General features: G+C 66.2%; 17 protein-coding genes. 9 read left to right on the top strand and 8 right to left on the bottom strand.

Annotated features, from left to right (window positions below; all coding sequences use genetic code 11):
* Positions 1 to 88: 88 nt before the first annotated feature.
* The 3 genes from NB3_RS20600 to NB3_RS20590 are packed head-to-tail and all read left to right on the top strand — an operon-like array spanning position 89 to position 2,792.
* Complete coding sequence (locus NB3_RS20600) at positions 89 to 874, top strand: SDR family oxidoreductase (RefSeq protein ID WP_039798599.1); 786 nt, start codon at positions 89 to 91, stop codon at positions 872 to 874.
* Positions 875 to 900: 26 nt separating this feature from the next.
* Positions 901 to 1,836 carry a dihydrodipicolinate synthase family protein gene (locus tag NB3_RS20595; protein ID WP_067805879.1) on the top strand — a complete coding sequence of 312 codons (936 nt, stop codon included), beginning with the start codon at positions 901 to 903 and terminating at the stop codon, positions 1,834 to 1,836.
* A gap of 50 nt (positions 1,837 to 1,886) precedes the next feature.
* A complete protein-coding gene (locus tag NB3_RS20590) occupies positions 1,887 to 2,792 on the top strand; it encodes a LysR family transcriptional regulator (protein WP_067805875.1) in 906 nt (301 codons plus the stop codon).
* Between the two features lie 185 nt (positions 2,793 to 2,977).
* Here the strand turns inward: NB3_RS20590 and NB3_RS20585 are convergent, their stop codons facing one another.
* From NB3_RS20585 to NB3_RS20575, 3 genes are all read right to left on the bottom strand, one after another.
* Positions 2,978 to 3,331 carry a DoxX family protein gene (locus tag NB3_RS20585; RefSeq protein ID WP_067805873.1) on the bottom strand — a complete coding sequence of 118 codons (354 nt, stop codon included), beginning with the start codon at positions 3,329 to 3,331 and terminating at the stop codon, positions 2,978 to 2,980.
* Between the two features lie 139 nt (positions 3,332 to 3,470).
* Entirely contained in the window at positions 3,471 to 4,124 is a 654-nt protein-coding gene (locus NB3_RS20580) for a polysaccharide deacetylase family protein (RefSeq protein ID WP_067805870.1), read from the bottom strand.
* Between the two features lie 15 nt (positions 4,125 to 4,139).
* Complete coding sequence (locus tag NB3_RS20575) at positions 4,140 to 4,787, bottom strand: TetR/AcrR family transcriptional regulator (protein WP_084823523.1); 648 nt, start codon at positions 4,785 to 4,787, stop codon at positions 4,140 to 4,142.
* Positions 4,788 to 4,880: 93 nt separating this feature from the next.
* Here NB3_RS20575 and NB3_RS20570 point away from each other — a divergent pair, with 93 nt between their 5' ends.
* The 5 genes from NB3_RS20570 to NB3_RS20550 all read left to right on the top strand — a co-directional run bounded on the left by NB3_RS20570 (position 4,881) and on the right by NB3_RS20550 (position 10,554).
* Positions 4,881 to 5,723 carry an alpha/beta hydrolase gene (locus tag NB3_RS20570; RefSeq protein WP_067805865.1) on the top strand — a complete coding sequence of 281 codons (843 nt, stop codon included), beginning with the start codon at positions 4,881 to 4,883 and terminating at the stop codon, positions 5,721 to 5,723.
* A gap of 5 nt (positions 5,724 to 5,728) precedes the next feature.
* On the top strand, positions 5,729 to 6,415 hold the full coding sequence (locus NB3_RS20565; RefSeq protein WP_067805864.1) for a VOC family protein: 687 nt from the start codon (positions 5,729 to 5,731) through the stop codon (positions 6,413 to 6,415).
* A gap of 85 nt (positions 6,416 to 6,500) precedes the next feature.
* Positions 6,501 to 7,361, top strand: a complete 861-nt coding sequence (locus NB3_RS20560; protein ID WP_067805861.1) for a fumarylacetoacetate hydrolase family protein — start codon at positions 6,501 to 6,503, stop codon at positions 7,359 to 7,361.
* Positions 7,362 to 7,830: 469 nt separating this feature from the next.
* A complete protein-coding gene (locus NB3_RS20555; RefSeq protein WP_157111913.1) occupies positions 7,831 to 8,460 on the top strand; it encodes a hypothetical protein in 630 nt (209 codons plus the stop codon).
* Positions 8,461 to 9,048: 588 nt separating this feature from the next.
* Positions 9,049 to 10,554 (top strand): LCP family protein, encoded by a 1,506-nt coding sequence (locus NB3_RS20550; RefSeq protein WP_371855924.1) that lies wholly within the window; start codon positions 9,049 to 9,051, stop codon positions 10,552 to 10,554.
* 238 nt (positions 10,555 to 10,792) lie between these two features.
* On the opposite strand, the gene NB3_RS20545 is transcribed toward NB3_RS20550, so the two are convergent.
* Positions 10,793 to 11,485 carry an NAD(P)H oxidoreductase gene (locus tag NB3_RS20545; RefSeq protein ID WP_157111912.1) on the bottom strand — a complete coding sequence of 231 codons (693 nt, stop codon included), beginning with the start codon at positions 11,483 to 11,485 and terminating at the stop codon, positions 10,793 to 10,795.
* Positions 11,486 to 11,520: 35 nt separating this feature from the next.
* Between NB3_RS20545 and NB3_RS20540 the strand changes: the two genes are divergently transcribed.
* On the top strand, positions 11,521 to 12,549 hold the full coding sequence (locus NB3_RS20540; RefSeq protein ID WP_244892000.1) for an AraC family transcriptional regulator: 1,029 nt from the start codon (positions 11,521 to 11,523) through the stop codon (positions 12,547 to 12,549).
* Between the two features lie 192 nt (positions 12,550 to 12,741).
* On the opposite strand, the gene NB3_RS20535 is transcribed toward NB3_RS20540, so the two are convergent.
* From NB3_RS20535 to NB3_RS20520, 4 genes are all read right to left on the bottom strand, one after another.
* Positions 12,742 to 13,254, bottom strand: a complete 513-nt coding sequence (locus NB3_RS20535; RefSeq protein ID WP_067805849.1) for a winged helix-turn-helix transcriptional regulator — start codon at positions 13,252 to 13,254, stop codon at positions 12,742 to 12,744.
* Positions 13,251 to 15,545, bottom strand: a complete 2,295-nt coding sequence (locus tag NB3_RS20530) for a molybdopterin-dependent oxidoreductase (RefSeq protein WP_067805848.1) — start codon at positions 15,543 to 15,545, stop codon at positions 13,251 to 13,253. Before NB3_RS20530 ends, NB3_RS20535 begins: the two co-directional genes overlap by 4 nt.
* Positions 15,546 to 15,825: 280 nt before the next feature.
* Entirely contained in the window at positions 15,826 to 17,064 is a 1,239-nt protein-coding gene (locus tag NB3_RS20525) for a lipase family protein (RefSeq protein ID WP_084823520.1), read from the bottom strand.
* A 248-nt stretch (positions 17,065 to 17,312) separates the two neighbouring features.
* The gene (locus NB3_RS20520; RefSeq protein WP_067805842.1) at positions 17,313 to 17,693 is read right to left on the bottom strand and encodes a peptidase inhibitor family I36 protein; all 381 of its coding nucleotides are present in this window, start codon (positions 17,691 to 17,693) and stop codon (positions 17,313 to 17,315) included.
* Between the last annotated feature and the right edge of the window lie 142 nt (positions 17,694 to 17,835).

Here is a 17,835-nt window from a genome sequence, read left to right as displayed (position 1 = left end):
GTATTGGGAGCATTCGGCGGCGTGGTGTTACGGTGCGGAATATCTGAAAATTGCCGGAATCATCGGCGTTCGGTCGAGGAGTGGACTTTTGGATCTGGAGATTGCCGGTCGAACCGCACTGGTTCTGGGCGCGGGCGGTGGCCTCGGTGGCGCCATCGCGGAGAAATTGGCGGCAGAGGGCGCCGAGGTGGCCGTGGCCGATATCCATCGCGAAGCCGCCGAATCCCGCTGCGAAAAGATTGCCGTGGCCGGCGGCCGGGCCATAGCGGTGGCGTGGGATATCGCCGACCTCGATGTCATCGAAGGCAACGTCGCACTGATCGAGCGAACCCTCGGCCCGGTCGACATCTTGGTCAACAACACCGGCGGGCCGCCGCCCTCGCCGATCCTGGGCCGGCCCTCTACCGTGTGGCTCGACCATTTCCGTTCCATGGTGCTTTCGGTGATCGCCATCAGTGACGAACTCGTCCCGGGTATGCGGGCGCGCGGATGGGGGCGCGTCATCACCAGCACCAGCTCGGGGATTGTCGCTCCGATTCCCGGTCTCGGCCTGTCGAACAGTCTTCGTGCCGCACTGCTCGGCTGGTCCAAGACGCTGGCGCGGGAAGTCGCCGCGGACGGTGTCACATGCAACATCGTCGTGCCAGGTCGGATCGGCACCCGTCGCGTCGAGCATCTCGACCGGATCAAAGCCGAAGCCGAAGGCCGAACCGTCGAACAGGTCAGAGCCGACAGCGTCGCCACCATCCCCATCGGCCGTTACGGCGACCCGGACGAATACGCGGCGACGGTGGCGTTCCTGGCGAGCGTTCCGGCGTCGTACATCACCGGCACGGTGGTGCGCGTCGACGGCGGTCTCATTCCCAGCCTCTGATACTCACAGACAAAAGGATCTCAACCATGGCCGTGCTCACCCGTGAGGCGAAGGGCGTCTTCGCCATCGCGCCCACCCCCTTCGACGAGCAAGGAGCGGTGGACTTCGACTCGCTGCACCGGTTGGTCGATTTCTACGAATCCGTCGGCGTCACCGGGATCACCTTGCTCGGCCAGATGGGGGAGGCGCCCAAACTGGCTCATGACGAGGCGACCCGAATCGTGCGGCACGTGCTGCGAAGGACTCGACTTCCGGTCGTCGTAGGGGTCTCCGCTCCTGGCTACGCCGCGATGCGCGCACTGACCGGTGCGGTCATGTCGGCGGGAGCGGCAGGCGTCATGGTCGCACCGCCCAACACCTTGCGCACCGACGACCAGATCGTCGGCTATTACGAGGGCGCCGCGGCCGTGCTCGGCGACTCGGTGCCCCTCGTCGTGCAGGACTACCCCTTGTCGTTCTCGGTGGTCATGAGCGCCGCGGTCATCGCGCGTATCTCCCGCGCCATACCGAACTGCGTCATGCTCAAGCACGAAGACTGGCCGGGATTGGAGAAGATCAGCGCTTTACGGCAACTGGAAGCCGAGGGCGAAATGCCACGACTGTCGATCCTGTGCGGCAACGGGGGACTCTTCCTCGATTTCGAGACCGCGCGGGGCGCTGACGGCGCCATGACCGGATACTGCTTCCCCGAGATGCTGGTCGATGTGGTCGGTCATACCGCGGCGGGCCGTTGCGAGGAAAGCCATGACATCTTCGATGCGCATCTGCCGTTGCTGCGATACGAACAGCAGCCGGGTGTGGGCCTGGCCGTGCGCAAATACGTCATGCAACGGCGCGGCCTGCTCGCCTCCGACTACCAACGCACGCCCCGCGGCGTGCTCTCGAGCCGAGCACGGTCGGAAGTCGACCATCTGCTCGCCCGGCTCGCTCGCCGAGACAGCCGGGCGAATCCGGTCGCATGACGCGCTCGCTCTGCGTCTGCGGCCAACGGCGACGGCGGTAACCTCCTCCGATGCGACTGCGCCAGCTGGAGTACTTTCTCGCCGTCTGGGAAAGCGGATCGTTCAGCGCCGCCGCGGCACGGCTGTATGTCTCGCAGCCGTCGCTGTCGCAGCAGATGCGTCTACTGGAGAAGGAACTGGGCGCGCAACTGCTGGAACGCGGCCGCCATGGCCTGGCCCTCACGCCCGCGGGACGGGCCTTCCTGCCGCACGCAGAGCGTGTGTTGCGGGCTGTCGGCGAAGCCGCGGATGCCGTGCACCAAGTGGTCGAGGGGCGAAGCGGTGACGTGCACGTGCTGACCGTCCGGTCGATCGCCTCCGGCATCCTGCCACCGAGCGCCGTCCGATGGCACTCCCTGTTCCCGACGGCCGTCCTTCGGGTGCACGACTTCTCGCACCGTCGTGCGCTCGAGGAGGCGGTTCGCGGCGGACAAGGCGACATCGCGGTCGGACCGCGGCCCGAACTGTGGGAGGGACCCGCCGTCTCACTCGGTTACGAGGAAATGGTTCTGGTCGGCCCGGCGGGGCGGGACACGGGTTCCACGGTGCAACTCGATGAACTGGCCACCGCCGACTGGATCCTCTACGAGCCCGAGCAAGGCATGAGCGAGATAGTGGACCGGACCGCCGCCGCCCTGGGATTCACTCCGCGGGCCGTCGCGCGCACCGGGCAGGTGGCGGCCGCACTGCTCTTCGCCATGGAGGGCTTGGGAGTCGCACTGGTGCCCAACAACGCCGTGCCGGGCGGCTGGATACAGCACGCCAGAAGAATCGGTCCCGGGGTCTACCGGGAGATCGTCGCCTACAGCCGCAGCACGCCGACGCAACTCGCGCAGCGGTACCGAGACCTGCTCATCGCCCTCGAGTTGCCACTCACCTCGGCCACGGATCTTCCCGCGGGCGCTTTGCGCTGCTAGTAGGCCGGGTCATCGTCCGGGCCGGCGCGTTCCCGGAATTGTGACGAAAAGGTGAGTCGCCGAACAGCGGCACCTCCTCCCGCCACGACGGCTGCGGTGGGGCGCACGGGAACGCGGGGGCATCCCGCGTGGTGTGGCATCTCAGACGTCGGCGAGGACGCCCGAGCGCCTTCGGTGACCGGCGCTCAGCGGGCGAGTGATGCGACGACGAGGTAGGTCACCGCCAACAGGGCGGTGACGATGGCCGGGATCATGTCGGCGAGCTTGTCCTTGGTCCGGACGTGGGTGATGAGCGCCCCGACCATCAGCAGCACGATTGCGACCCCAGCGAGCAGGCCGATCGGATGCCGGCCGATACCGATCAAAAGCCCTGCCGCACCGACGATTTCCAAGGCTCCGATGACTCGGTAGCCGGACACGGGGATCCCGGCGTGGGCTGCGCGTTCACGCATGGCCTGGACGGCGAGCACCTTCGGCGCTCCCACGGCGATCATCTCGAGCGCCAGCAAGGTGGCCAGAACAATTGATGCGATCGTCATCGATCGCTCCTTTTCTCTCAGAGGTGTTGTAGGCGTCCGTGCCGAGGACCGACGGCGCGCGCGACCACACCGGGATCGGGTGGGCGTAGTCATCGGTGAGTGCGCTGGCGCAGGTCGGTCGTGAATCCTGTCCGGATGCTCAGTTGTCGGGCGCTGTGATCAGGTGATCGAGCGATCCCTGCAGGCGGCCCCGCCGGATAGGGACGCAGGATTCGGGGAATTCCTGGACGATCTCGACATCGAGGGCATCGAGCCGTTGCAGAAAACGGGGCAGGTGCCGCATGGCGCCGGTGGGCAAGTCGTGCAGGACGACCAAACTCCATGGCCGCGACCTGATGTCGGCCAGGCATCGCTCGACCCAGTCGTCGGGGCGGTCCCAGTCGTGGGGAATGCAGTTCCACAGCACGCATGTGTAGCCGTGTCGGCGCAGGTAGTCCACCGCGTTCGGCGAGAAAAGCCTCCGATCGAGGACACCTCCACCGCCGAAGGGCCGAAACAGCTTGTCGGGGTGGGCAAGCGTTCCGATGACCTCCTGCGCGCCCTCGATCTCTCGGATCGGCAGATCGAGGGCGCCCACGTCGTCGCCGAACTGGATCGAGTGCGTCATGGTGTGATTGCCGATCCAATGTCCGTCGGCCGCAGCACGTTCGGTTGCTCGCCGCGCGCCCGATCGTGTGAGCTCGGCACCGACGACGAAGAAGGTCGTGCGGATGCCGTGGTCGGCGAGTGCATCGAGCACGGTGTCGGTGGCCGGGCTGGGTCCATTGTCGAAACTGAGCGTCACCTTCGTCACGGTTGCCCTCGCTGGTCAGGCGCCGCGGGCGCGGAGTCCGGCCACGACCATGCCGGCGACGAATTCGGCGTGCCTGCGAACCGCCGCGGGGTCGAGGGGATCGAGTGGGTTCAGCCTCGCCGCCAGAGGGACCAGACTGAACGGCGCGGTAGCGCCGTGCGCAACCAGGAAATGCACGGTGCGGATGTCTTCCTCGGCCAGCACGCCGCGGTCGACGAGCACCTTCAGTGGCGCGGTGATCCGGTGATACAACGGTCCGACGTGCGTGTCGAACAGATACGTCAGCCGAGGCCCCTCGGTGGCGCCTTCGACCGTGACCAGCCGCAGGATCTGTGGGTGGGTGGCGTGCAGTTGAAGGAATTGCACGATCGTCACGCGTACCGCTTCGAGCAGGTCGCGCTCGGCCAACTCCGCATCCACGCTCATGTGGTCGGCGATCTCGCCGAACGCCCAGTCGACCGTGGCGTACCACAGCCTCTCCTTGGAGCCGAACCGCTGATGGACGAGGTTGTGACTCACTCCGAGCTCGCGATTGAGCGCCGCCACCGAGGTGCCGTCGAATCCGCATTCGGCGAACACTCTCAATGCCGCGGCCAGGATGTCGGTCAAAGAGGCTGGTGACAGCTCGGCCGGTGGTCGCCCTTTTCGTGTCTGCGTCGCCATCCGCCCAGTTTAGCAGCATGTTGACGATCATCAACTTGTGTGGTTTATTGATTGTCATCAACTTTTATGACGCGGGACACAGGGAGGTGGCCGATGCGCAGAGAAGAGCAGATGGTCGGCAACACATTCGCCTATCGATTCGCTGATCCGGCCGCGGATCACGTGCTGCTGGTTCAGCACGGAATCGGCGGCCATGGCGGCATCTACGACAATTTCGCCGCCCACTATGCCCGGTTGGGCGCCGAGGTCTGGTGCATGGATGCGCCCGGCCACGGCCGCTCGTGCGTGGACCGGCGCGCCGGCCAGTTCACCATCGGGGAGTGGATCGAAGCGGCACTGCGGCTGACCGATCACATTCGTGCCGCCACCGGGCTGCCGGTGTTCATCAAGGGCTCCTCGCTCGGCGCGTCCGCCGCCTACGGCGCCTACGCCGCGTCCGAGGATTTCGCTGGCGCGATTTTGATGGGATTCGCCATCCCGTCCTCACCGCTGATCCCGACCGACAACGCCTTTCGCACACAGGCTTTCGATCAGATGGTCGCGTTGTTCGGTCCGGCGCTGCGTTTCGATATCGACCAGTACATCGATTTCGACACCGACTACGGGTTCCGCGGCGCGGGCAAGCAGAAGCATCAGGATCCGCTCAACACCTGGACCTACGACCTGGCCTCGTGGGCGTCGATCCTGCGCTACGACCCCGCCGTTCCGTTGTCGGCCAACACCAAACCGATCCTGTTCGCCGTCGGGGAGAAAGATCCGATCTTCCCTCCCGCCGCGGCCCAGGCCGTCGTCGACGCCACCACCGGCCCCGTCGAACTGCACATTCACGCCGAAGGGGTGCACCAGCTGATGTTGTTCCACACCGCCGACTACGCCGATGTCGTGCGGACCTGGTGCCACAAGCAGCTGCTCGACTCCGCCACCGAAAAGGACTGACCATCATGACCGCCACCCAACCCATCGGCGTGAACCACCTGGCCATCGCCACCCGCGACATCAAATCTCAGATCGCGTTCTTCACCGATGTCATCGGCCTGCCGCTCAAGGCGCTGTACCGCATGCACGGAGCCGAAGGCGCCTGGCACGGGTTCGTCGAACTCAACCCCACCTCCTACATCGCGTTCGTGTACCACCCCGACAACCCCGACACTCGCGAGCTCGGGCTCACCCACGCCGCCGAACCGACCGGACCGGTCGCGCCCGGTGCCATGCAGCATGTCGCACTGCATGTACGCGATCTCGACGAACTGCTGAGTTTGCGCGACCGCATCCGCAGTCGAGGGATCGTCGTGCTCGGCCCGATCGACCACGGGTTCTGCCGGTCGCTCTACCTCGCGGGCCCGGAAGGTCTGCTGGTCGAACTCACCACCGGCGACGCCATCGACGACCGCGCCTGGATCGACCCGGAAGTGGTCGCGATCAACGGCATCAGCGCCGAGGAACTCGAAACCTACAAGCACCCTGCACCATTCACCCGACCGGCCGAGCCGGTGGCCCAGCCGGCCTACGACGAGACCAAACCCCATATGGCCTATCCCGACGAGGTCTACCGGCAGATCATCGCCATGCCTGACGAGCTGGTGTGGCAGATGGCCAGCCAGACCGATCCGCCGGTCCGCCTCGACTGATCGCGGCGACCCCATGGCCGACCGTGCACCGCACCGTCCCCGCGGCGCACGGCCCTCCCGACCGAAAAGGACATCCGCCCCTCTCATGAAGCTCGCCAATCTCGACGGCCGTGCAACGCTCGTCACCGATACCGGCGTCATCGACCTCGCCAACGCCTCCGACGGCGTCCTGCCCAGCGATCCCGATCAGGCCGTCGCGCACATACGGCAGATCCGCGCTTGGTTCAGCGGCAATCGGCCCCATGTCGATGCCCGTGTGACCGGCGCACAGTTGCTCACCGATCTGACGCGGCTCGGTCCGCCGGTGCGTGCGCCGCGCCAGATCTTCGCCGTCGGGCTGAACTACGCCGACCACAGTGACGAAACCGGGCTCGCCCTGCCCGAAAACCCACTGGTGTTCACCAAATTCGCCTCCGCGATCACCGGCCCCGGTGACATGATCCCGTTGCCTACCGGCACCTGCGACTGGGAGGTGGAACTCGTCGCCGTGATCGGTGTCGGCGGACGTCACATCGCTACCGAACAGGCCCTCGACCACGTCGCCGGCTTCTGCATCGGTCAGGACATCTCCGAGCGTCGATCACAAATGGCCGGTACCCCACCCCAATTCAGCCTCGCCAAAAGTTACGAGCGGTTCGCGCCGATCGGCCCGTGGCTGACCACTCTCGACGAACTCGACGACCCCAACGATCTGGCCATCGAAGCCGTCCTCGACGGGGAGACCGTGCAATCGGGCCGCACCAAGCAGATGATTTTCGACGTCGCCGCGCTGGTCTCCCACCTGTCAGGCATCTGCGAGTTGTTCCCCGGCGATCTGATCTTCACCGGCACCCCGGCCGGCGTCGGCTATTCCCGCATCCCGGCACGGTTCCTCGCCCCGGGCAACATGCTGCGCTCGACGATCGAGGGCCTCGGCGAGCTGCGCAACCCCTGCACAGTCGCATAGCGACGCGAAGACTCGACAGACCGCCAACACGGGATGCAAATGCGGTGGCAACGCGCGCGGCGAACCTGTGGAGCGCCTCCACCCGGTTGGTGACCGCCATGGTCTGCTCCCGCAACGTCGACGCGGACGGGAACCGCGGCAACGTGAGTGTCCCGACAACTCGACCCAGTTCCCGGACGGCGTGCAGAGACGGTTTCCCGGGGACTGGTTGCCGAGGCGGCGCAGCAGCGTCACCGGGACTTGTGACGCGTCGACGGCTCGCATCGATGCTTTCTTATCGGCCTACGTTATTTCCGGAGCGTGCGAGCGGTTACCGTCCGCCGCGGCGGCGGTTCTGTCTCGGTGACCAGTGATCAGAACCGATGAGCAGTCCGCCGGAGCGGGGAAGTCGGATATGTCAGGGGGCTTCTTTCGATCGAACTCTGTGATCTCAGTTAGTTGATGGTCATCAATTTTAGGAGGATGGACCATGACACGGCAACGTAGCCGTCGACCGCGTGCACAGCGATCCGCGCTGCGGCCATTCGGTGTGCTGGCGACCCTGGGCGGGACCGGGCACAACTGGTTCGAACGCTGGGCCGGGGTCGGGGTCTTCTTGGAACCGTGGCTGGGCAGGCGGGCCACCAACGTCCTGTGGGCGGTGGCACCGGCCTTACTGCTGCGCAGCGCTCGTCCGCGCGGGCGAGCAGACGAAGCGGTATCGGCGTTCAACGCCGGCGTATCGATCGCATCGGTAGTGGTCCACTTCGTGGACTGGCCGTGGTCGCGCCGACTAGGCGTCTTCCCTTGGCTGGATGAGGCCGAGGGCATGGAGGAGAATCTGCTGCCCCCCTACAACACGGTGCTGTGGCTGTGGGGAATCGGCGGCGTGGGAGCGGTCTTGACCGAGACACGGCGCGCCGACCTGAAATTCGTCGCGGCCGGTCTGCTCACCGGGCCGCTGCTGCTGGCTTCGGCGCGCCACCACTTCGTCTGGGCGCGCGAACAGGCCAACCACACCTCCGGTGAGGACGGCCAGTGGAGTTCGGCGTTCATCGACACCCCGGACCGGACCGAGTCGGGCCGGCCCGGATCTGTGCTCGACGTACCGCGCTCCTGATCTGTCCGCCACCTCGCCGCGAACACGGCCGACGGTGAGCGGCTCGACAACGGCACGGCGACGACGGCTACCCCACCATCGCCGACCACAAGGCTGACTTCATCATCCGAGGTGGCGAGAACACTCATCGGAGCTGCTGTCCGCCGATCCAGACGTGGCGGACGAGTGCCGGATCGGGGTCGGGTGCGTCGAGGGCATCGCGCAGCGGTGTCACGAGCAGGAGGAGGTCGGCGGCCGAGGAAGGTGCCACTCATCGCTGGGGATACTCACTGTTCACACAGCGGTCGATGATTTCTCAGCGTCGTCCCAGGACCCGGTCGCTATGGTGCGGAGTATGGCGGGGACAACCGGCGCGGCGCGCTGATGTGAGGCAGTATCGACATGATGGACGACGAAACCGAACCGCTCACAGTCGTCGCATCCGACCGGATCGATCGTGGTCGGACCCGGCCTACCGGGTCGGAAAAGCCGGGTGGGGTGGGGGGATTCGCTTCTGACGGGCGGCTTGCGGATACGCCCACCGACCGGTACGAGTCGGTCCGGCCTGGCCGCGGCGCCCATGCGAAGCGAGCGCCGACCGGCAAAGGGCTGCGGACTCTGCGTATCGCTGCTCGAATACTGGCCGCCGCCACGGCGGTGGTCGTGGTTTCGGGAACCGGGTTCGCCTACTACACCGAGCAGAGCATCGACTCGGGCTTCACGCGTTCGCAGGCGATCAGCGCCGAGGACGCCGCCGCGCTGGACGGTGACCTGAACATCCTGCTGATCGGACTGGATACCCGCAAGGATCAGAACGGCAACGACCTGCCCCGCAACATCCTCGACCAACTGCACGCCGGTGACAGCGACAACGGCGGATACAACGCCAATTCGCTGATCCTGCTGCACATTCCGAAGGATCTGAAGAAGATCACCGCGTTTTCCATCCCTCGCGACGACTACGTGACGGTAGCCGGGATACCTGGTTACGACCACGTGAAGATCAAGGAAGCGTATGGGCTGAAGAAGGCCGCCGTCGAGCAGAAGCTGATGAATCAAGGCGTCAAGGACAAGGTCGAACTGGAACGCCAGGGGCGGGAGGCCGGACGTGAATCGATCGTGCAAACCGTGAAGCAGTTGACCGGAGTGCCGATCAACCGGTTCGCCGAGGTATCCCTCGTCGGCTTCTACGACATCGCGACCATTCTCGGGGGCGTCGATGTGTGCCTGAACCACGCGGTCGACGACACGTACTACTCCGGCGCGGTGTTCCCGGCCGGGCCACAGCATCTCGACGCCGCGAACGCTCTGGCCTTCGTGCGTCAGCGCCACGGACTCGACAACGGCGACCTCGACCGCACCCACCGGCAGCAAGCGTTCCTCACCTCGGTCGCCACGCAGCTGAAGGGCTCCGGCACCCTCACCGATATCGGCAGACTCCAGCAGCTGGTGAACGCCGCGCAGAACGACATCGTGCTGTCGCGGGGCTGGAACCTGCTCGACTTCGCCCAGACGCTCGGTAAGGCCGGATCCGTCCCGATCGAATTCCAGACCCTGCCGGTGAAGGCATACGACGTCGTCGACGGCCAAGACGTCAACATCGTCGACCCGGCCGTGATCAAGAGGACAGTGCGCACGGCATTCGGGGTGCAGGCGACACCACCGCCCCGGCCCGCGACCACACCGGCGAGCATCGTCGATGTCGTCAACGCGGGCAGCCGTACCGGTATGGCCGCCGAAGTGTCGACCGCCCTGGGCGAGAGGGGATACGGCAAGGGCACGATCGGCAACGCCGCCGCCTTCACCGACGGATCCAGCTCGGTCGTCTACTACAACAGCCGCACCGACAGCACCGACGCCGTCGAGGTCGCCGACATGCTCGGCGGCCTGCCGACTGCCGCCTCATCGAACGTCGAGGCCGGCCACGTGAAAGTCGTCATCGGCGCGGACTTCACTCTCCCGGAGGATCTGACCGACCCATCGACTACCGACACACCATCGACCGGAACCACGACCAGCGCGTCGCCCACCACGACGACACCCGCCAACGGGGTACCCGACTCCGGCAAACCCGTCACGACCAGCATCGGCTCCGCCATCCCCTGCGTGAACTGAAGGCGGTGCCCGAGATCGCTCCCGGGCGCCGTATCGATCACCGACCACCGCCGGACGGTGGCGGCACCGGTAGGGAGTCGCGGGGGACAGCGCCCGAGCGATTCTCGCCGCCGGTGGGGCTCTGGCGGCGTGCGATCGCAGCGGCGCCACGATCGCCGCCCGAATCCTCGTGTCCCAGATCGGACTTCACCCGCCCGGCGTACCGGAGAATGCCGAAAGCGCGGTCTCCGGGGGAAGTTCAGGCCGGTACCCGGTCGCCGGTGAGGAAATCGTCGACGAAGCGCAGGGCGCGGTCCTCCAACGCCGCGAAGTGGGCGTCGCGCGCGGCGCCGGTCAGGGCGTCGTCGAGCAGCAGATTGCCCTCGGCGTCCAGGCGCTGCGGTTTCTCCTCGGCTCCTGGCAGCAGTCCCACCGTCGACTGGGTCAGGCCGCAGTAGTAGGCGATTCCGTCGTCGAGTTGTGCGCTCAGTGCCTGCTGCATGATGTCGATGATGCCGTCGTCGTCCGCCGCGCCGGCCAGGCCGAGCCACAGCATCCGCTTGCCCGCGAGCCGGGGCTTGCTGCGTCCGTAGGCGAATCCGTAGTTCCATACGCGATCGATCCAGCCTTTGAGGATCGCGGGTGTCTGCATCCAGTACACCGGGAACACGGCGACGATGACATCGGCGGCGAGAATGCGCCGCATATGGTTCTCGACCTCGGGGGAGTAGGTCTTGTCCCGGTTGTTCCAGTCCGGGAGGTCGGCGGCCGTCATGCGGGGATCGAATCCCTCGGCGTGCAGATCGAGCAGGTCGATGCGGTAGCCCGCCGCGGTGAGCCGGCGGACGGTCAGCCCGGCGATATGGGCGGTCAGCGAGTCGGGGCGGGGGTGGGCGACAACGACCAGTGCGGTGCGAGTGGCGGGGGTGTCCTCGATCAGGTGGTTCGGCACGGGGTCCTCCTTGCTGTCCGGTCTCCGGACGATCGGTGCTGCGGTCGCCTTTCATTCCACGCCTGATTCGATGGACGATCTATGGGCAAAAATCTACGTTTGATAGGAGTTCGTCTACGCTCGTGGGGGTGGATCCCTTGAGTAGATTGCTGGGTGGCATCCGCGCCGAAGGAGCCGTACTCACCCACGCCGTCCTGGACGCGCCCTGGACCATCCGCTTCGCCGACCGTGCGCCGTTGACCATGGTGACGGTGCTGCGGGGCGGTGGCACGCTACTGCTTTCCGGCGGTGCGCGACAACGGGTCTCCGCCGGAGACACCGCGATCGTGCGTGGCCCCGAACCCTTCCTTCTCGCCGACCGACCTGATTCGGTCGATCTTCCACACGAGGAATACGAGATCGCCTGCTTTGCGGCGGATGCGGAATGCGAGGCCGGTCTGGAAGGCGGACGGTGGGGCACGGGCCCGGCCGGCGAGACCGCGCTGATCGTCGGCGCCTATCGGGCCTCGGGTCGGCGCCATGAACGGCTGCTGCGCGCGCTGCCACCTGCGCTGGTGGTGTCGGACGACGTGGAGGTATGCGCCTGGATGGAATCCGTTGCCGCGGACGCGGCCGCGCGGCCGGCCGGAGCTCAGGCGCTGATGGACCGTCTGCTCGACTGGGCGCTGGTATGCACACTGCGTGACTGGTTCGAGAAGGAGGCCGCCGAGGCGCCGGGATGGTATCGCGGGCCGGCCGATCCGGTCGTCGGACCGGCGCTGGAGGCGATGCACCGGGAACCCGCCGCCGGCTGGACCGTGGCGTCCCTGGCGTCCCGCGCTGGTGTCTCGCGCGCCCTGTTCGCCAGGCGTTTCACCGAGGTGATGGGGCGGTCGCCCCTGGCGTATCTCACCGAATGCCGGATGGACGATGCGGAGGAATTGCTCTCCGACGGCACCCTCACCGTCGCGCAAGTGGCCAAGGCCGTCGGCTACGCGGACGCTTTCGGTTTCAGCGCGGCCTTCAAACGGCACCGGGGCATGCGCCCGAGTGAGTTTCGCGCCGCCTCTGATGTCGGAGCGTGAGCCGCGAGGGACACCGGGGTCGTCGTCACGTGCCTTCCGAAGTTCTCGAGCAGATTTCGGCCCGACGGACGCTCGGCGACGGCCGCCGTGGTAGCGCCGAGGATCTGTGCGGTCTCGGCAGACGCCGGCGTCGCGCGGAAGTCGACCCCGGCGGTGGTGACCCGGATCAGGCAGCCGATTCGGGGGTCGAGGCTAAGACTGCGCCGGGTTGTCGTCGAATCGTCCGGTCGCCAGTGCGGTCTCCCTCAATCGTTCGGGGAAACCCGGCCCGAGTCGAGCGCTGACATCGCCGTGCCGCAAGGGTTCACGGCAGTGCGCACACACCGTCTCGGCGTAGGTGTCGTGCCCGCAGCTGTTGTGGCGCAGCGTGATCGGGGGTCCTTCGCTGGGTGCGCGCCAGCGATCGCCCCAGCGCATCATCGCGGCGACGACGGGGAAGAAGTCACGGCCCTGCTCGGTGAGCCGGTATTCGTACCGCACCGGTCGTTGCTGGTAGGGCACTCGCTCCAGCAGCGACTCGTCCACCAGCCGGGTCAGCCGTTGACTGAGGACGTTGCGGCTCAGGCCAAGGGTGCGTTCGAATTCCTCGAAACGCGTCGCACCGTAGTAGGCCTCCCGCAGAACGAGGGGAGTCCACCAGTCCCCGATGAGGTCCACGGTGCGGGCGACGGTGCACGGCCAATTGGCGAAGGTGGTGCGCTTCATGCCTGGACCGTATCCGGGATTGTCGTGGCGTCGGTCGACGTGTCGTTCGGCAACGGCTCCAGCCGGGCCTCCACGTATTTGTGCCACGGTGTTCCGACCCATTCGTCGCGGGAGTCGAATCGGGTCAGCTCGTTGGGCGCTACCCCGATACTGATCGGCTCGGCGTCGGCCTCCGCGACATCGAGTCCGAATCCGTTGGGCAGCGCCAGGTGCCCGGCTCGCATCCGGTCGGTGGGCTCGACCGCCACCTCCGCGCTGCCGCGACGAGTCGTGACGCGGACCCGATCGCCGGCGACCAATCCGAGTCGCCGCGCGTCGGTGGCGCTGATCCGGAGCACGCCGGCACCGTCGCGCTTGCGCCAGTCGTAGTCGCGCATGATCGTGTTGGCGGTGAAAGCTCGGCGTTCCCCGGCGGACAACACGAACGGCCAGTCGTCGGAATCGGAGGACGTATCCGGCAGTGCCGCCACCACTTCCAGCAGCTCCGGTATATCCAACTGGACCTTCTTGCCGCGGAGGCGGTTCCAGGTCTCTTCGTAGCTGTCCTCGGTGGTGACGATGCCGTGTTCACCGGACAGGATGGCCTCGAACAGTCGCTCGCCTGCGGGCAAACCCGTTCCGTACCCCGCCTGTTCGACGCTGGCGGGGAATTTGCGGACGCAGTTGTGAGCGGCCACCCACAACAGCGCGGCGGCGGCCGCGTCGTTGGGCAGGGTCGGGCCCAGCGTGCGGTAGAGCAGAACCGGAGCCAGTTTGGCCTTGGCCGGATCGGCCGCCACGGTGAGCATCGCAAGCGCGTACGCGTCTCTGCCCTGTGCCAAGGCGGCGCGCAGCGGTGCGTAATCCTGTTCGCCGAGGGCGCCCGCCGCCTCGACCAGGCGGGCGTGGATTTCCGGTTCCGGCAGCACGCCCTCCGGCGCGGGCAGCACCGGCCTGCGCAGGTGGAAGATGTTGCGGGGGAAGTCGAAGTTGAAGAACGTCGCTTCGTACTTCTCGAATTGAGTGGGAGCGGGCAGCACATAGTCGGCCAGCCGTGCGGTTTCGGTCATCGCCACGTCGATCACCACGACCAGTTCCAGCGCTGCGAGCGCCTCGCGCATCCGTGCCGAATCGGCCAGCGAGTGCACCGGATTGCTGCTTTCGATGAACATCGCGCGGTAGCGTGCCGGGTGATCGGTGAGGATTTCCTCGCTGAGCACGTTGCATGGCACCAAGCCGCTGATGATGGGTGCGCCGACCACCGGGCTCGTCGGCCACTGTCCGGCCGGATGTCCGCGGTCGTGACCGAGCGCGGTCAGCCCGGTGAACGCGTACTGCGTTCCGGGTTTGGCGAGGTTGCCGGTCAACAGCCAGAGCAGCTTCTCGACGTAGCTCACCACCGTGGAATAGCGGTTCATCTGGACGCCGAGGTCCTCGAGGGCCGCCACCGACTCCGCGCGGGCCAGCCTGCGGGTGGCGGCGGTGACCAGTTCGAGGTCGACATCGGCTATGGCGCAATACTTCTCGATCGGCACCGCGCGCAGCACGGACAGCACCTCGTCGAGCCCTTCGGCGTGCTCGGCCAGCCAGCCGGTGTCGATCAGGTTGTCGCGCACCAGCAGGGCGGCCATCGCCATCAGCAGGTACACGTCGGTGCCGGGCCGCAACTGCAGGTGGAATTCGGCCATCTCGGCGGTTTCGGTTCGCACCGGGTCCAGGACGATGATCGCCCGGTTCGGGTCGCGGGCGATCTCCTTGAGCACCGATCTCGCGCGGGGGAAGCCGTGCGATTGGTAGGGGTTCTTGCCGATGAACAGCGCTACTTCGGCGTGCTCGACATCGGAACGCAGCGGGTGGCCGAACATCCGCGCCGACACCCAGAAGTCGCCGGTCTTCTCCTGGGCCAAGGCGCTGGAGCGATATCGCATGCCGTAGGCGGCCATGGTCGCCGGAGCGTACGCGCCGCCCAAGTGGTTGCCCTGACCGCCACCACCGTAGTAGAAGATCGATTCGCCGCCGTAGCGGCGGCCGATCTCCCGCAATCCGGCCGAGATCTCCGAGATCGCGGTGTCCCAATCGATTTCGTCGAAACCGCCGTCCGGACGGCGGCGCAGCGGGGCGGTCAGCCGACCCGTGCGCCCGTTTTGATAGTGGTCCAGCCGCAGCGCCTTGTTGCACGTGTAACCCGCTGAAGCGGGATGCTGCTTGTCTCCGCGAATCTTCTCGAACGTCCGGCCATCAGGGCCGACCAGTACCTGAATGCCGCAGTTGCACTCGCACAGGATGCAGGCTGTAGGCCGCCACTCCGTCATCTCGCCATACTAAGGGAGTGAGTTCACTAGCGCTACTGACTCCGGCGGACACGTCGGGAGAGCTGCTACCGGCGCCGGGGGATGACATCGCGGTGCACCGACGCCGGGGACACGACGTGGTCGTGGCGGCCGACTGTCGAGGTCGACGCTGGAACGCGTCGACTGATCTGTTGTCGCCGACGTGCTTGCCGAATCGGCCGCCACGTCCTGCCCCAAGCGCTTTCGCGCTGTACCGGATCGAAACTCGCGTGCCACCGAGTGCGGGGCCCGGGGCCTCAGTTCATGCGGAGGTGGGGGCGAACTCCGCGGCGACGCGATCCGCGAGGTGCTCGGCTTCGGGGCTGTCGTGGTCGGTGGGCAGTGCCACGGGCTGTCCGTCGAGCGGGACGGTCACCGGCCGATGGTTCGCCAGGACCTTTCCGGCGCCGTCGCCGATCGGTAGACCGGCCACGGACAGGATACGGTTCATCACTGCGTCGGTGCCGACCGGCGGGAGGGCTACGACGCCCTGCGGCCACTGCACGCCCTTGATTGCGAAGAAGTCATGGTAGCCGTCTATGTGCTGGTAGCCGACCTGTTGGAAGTACAAATCGTCCGGCGTCGCGCCTTGCGTTTGCTCTATCTCGGTGTTGAAGGTGCCGTGGAATACGCCGTTGGTGGGGTCGAAATGCGCGTATTGGCCGGAGAGGGACGCCTGTGCCTTGAGCACGCTGAACACAACTTCCATGCCATCGGGAGCAGGCCGGTTGTTGTTGGAGTAGAGAGCCATGGCGCCATCGATGTCGGTCGGGTTCCACATGTGGGGGACGACGTCGAGGTCGTTGGCGAAGCGCTTCACCTGTTGCAGGCGTTGGGTGGTGTAGTTGACGAATTCCTGATTGCAGAAACTCGGTCCGGCGGTGGAGAGCACACTGATCTTGGCTTTCTCGGAATTGTCCCAAAGCCATTGGGTGTCGCGCAGGAACAGGGCCAGTGTGATCGACAGGGCGCCGCCGAGGCTGTGGCCGGTGACGGTCAGGTCGATCGCCTTGTCGTCGAGCGCGCTCAGGAACTCGGGCAAGCTGTGACCGGCGCCGGGACGGGGGCCGGATGGCCTGATGCCGAGGAGGGTTTTCACCCCGATGGCCGTGCCGATCGTGTGCATGGCGGCGTTGTTGGCGAACCACGGCTTCTGGAGAATGAAGGAGTCCTCGACGAGCCAGTCGAACACCAGTGCGTCGGTGCTGCCTGCCATGGCGATCACGTACCGGGAGCGGTCCTCGGTGCTCCGTACCATGTACATGGCGTTGACCGCGTACAAGTCGGTGTCGAACAGCGCGACTCCCGGACCCCAGACGATCTCCCACCCGCCGATGACCTCCTGGTTGGTGTCGAGATACTGCTGGATCTTCTGAGAGAGCATGGCCTCCAGGTCGCCGTCTTCTTTGCTGATGGTGTTGACCAGATTCGCGTACTCGCACAGCTGGTATGCGATCTTGTCTTGCATAGTCGGCTGATTGATCGTGGATTGTGCAGTCATGTGCCGCTCCTTACCGTATGAGTTTCATCTGAAACAGGGAGGAGAAAGCGGTGACGCGAATTCACACGCGCGTCCGCATCGGGAACGGAACTTCCCGGATCGGTAGCCGTGTATAGGATTCTAGACGATCCACCAAAGCTGTGGGCGATTAATCTGCTTGTTCGCGAGCTTACGTGGTCGCCTGCGGACGGGAGGTAACCTCCCGGTTGCGGTCCGGGAGGTTTACGGAGTAATGCAAATTTCAACCCTCAGCCGCAGACCCACAGGGCGTCGGCCTTGTTGTCGCCGTCGGCGGGCACATTGCCCTTGCTGTTGTCGGGGACCGAGACGAGCAGTTGCCACTCCCGACCGGTCCAGTTGTAGACGCCGACCGTCTTTCCGGTGCGGTTCCAGTACGAGCTCAGACGATCTCCATTGCCTTCGTTGCCGATGTCGTGCAGCAGGCAGTTGTTGTCGACCTGCACGAACATGCCGGTGCCGTTGCGGTGGTCGTAGCCGCAGAACAGTCCGCCCGGGCAGTCGTAGGCCGCCGAGGCCGGTGCAGGCGCGAGGGCCACGCCGTAACCGGCGACCGCGAGGGTGGCGGCGGCCGCGACGCCGAGACGGCGAAACTGTGTGAGTGAGAGCATGATTGACCCTTCGAAGCCGACGGGATCGAGTATCGGTGGCGGAGAATCCGCCGCACTCATGATGGGTGGACCGGACCGCCCGCGACTATCCGTCTCGCGCGAGTTCTGTCCGCGCTGCGCGGAATGTTCGGCGCTGCGCGTC

The sequence above is a fragment of the Nocardia beijingensis NBRC 16342 genome (genome assembly GCF_001612785.1).
GTDB classification, from domain to species: Bacteria; Actinomycetota; Actinomycetes; order Mycobacteriales; family Mycobacteriaceae; genus Nocardia; species Nocardia beijingensis.
This window is presented reverse-complemented; position numbering and strand designations above follow the sequence as displayed.

What these genes read in the sequence shown, in the direction of transcription:
- NB3_RS20595 (WP_067805879.1), top strand. Translation starts at nt 901, where the DNA reads ATGGCCGTGCTCACCCGTGAGGCGAAGGGCGTCTTCGCCATCGCGCCC.
- NB3_RS20590 (WP_067805875.1), top strand. Translation starts at nt 1,887, where the DNA reads ATGCGACTGCGCCAGCTGGAGTACTTTCTCGCCGTCTGGGAAAGCGGA.
- NB3_RS20585 (WP_067805873.1), bottom strand. Translation starts at nt 3,331, where the DNA reads ATGACGATCGCATCAATTGTTCTGGCCACCTTGCTGGCGCTCGAGATG.
- NB3_RS20575 (WP_084823523.1), bottom strand. Translation starts at nt 4,787, where the DNA reads ATGGCGACGCAGACACGAAAAGGGCGACCACCGGCCGAGCTGTCACCA.
- NB3_RS20570 (WP_067805865.1), top strand. Translation starts at nt 4,881, where the DNA reads ATGCGCAGAGAAGAGCAGATGGTCGGCAACACATTCGCCTATCGATTC.
- NB3_RS20565 (WP_067805864.1), top strand. Translation starts at nt 5,729, where the DNA reads ATGACCGCCACCCAACCCATCGGCGTGAACCACCTGGCCATCGCCACC.
- NB3_RS20560 (WP_067805861.1), top strand. Translation starts at nt 6,501, where the DNA reads ATGAAGCTCGCCAATCTCGACGGCCGTGCAACGCTCGTCACCGATACC.
- NB3_RS20555 (WP_157111913.1), top strand. Translation starts at nt 7,831, where the DNA reads ATGACACGGCAACGTAGCCGTCGACCGCGTGCACAGCGATCCGCGCTG.
- NB3_RS20535 (WP_067805849.1), bottom strand. Translation starts at nt 13,254, where the DNA reads ATGAAGCGCACCACCTTCGCCAATTGGCCGTGCACCGTCGCCCGCACC.
- NB3_RS20530 (WP_067805848.1), bottom strand. Translation starts at nt 15,545, where the DNA reads ATGACGGAGTGGCGGCCTACAGCCTGCATCCTGTGCGAGTGCAACTGC.
- NB3_RS20525 (WP_084823520.1), bottom strand. Translation starts at nt 17,064, where the DNA reads ATGACTGCACAATCCACGATCAATCAGCCGACTATGCAAGACAAGATC.
- NB3_RS20520 (WP_067805842.1), bottom strand. Translation starts at nt 17,693, where the DNA reads ATGCTCTCACTCACACAGTTTCGCCGTCTCGGCGTCGCGGCCGCCGCC.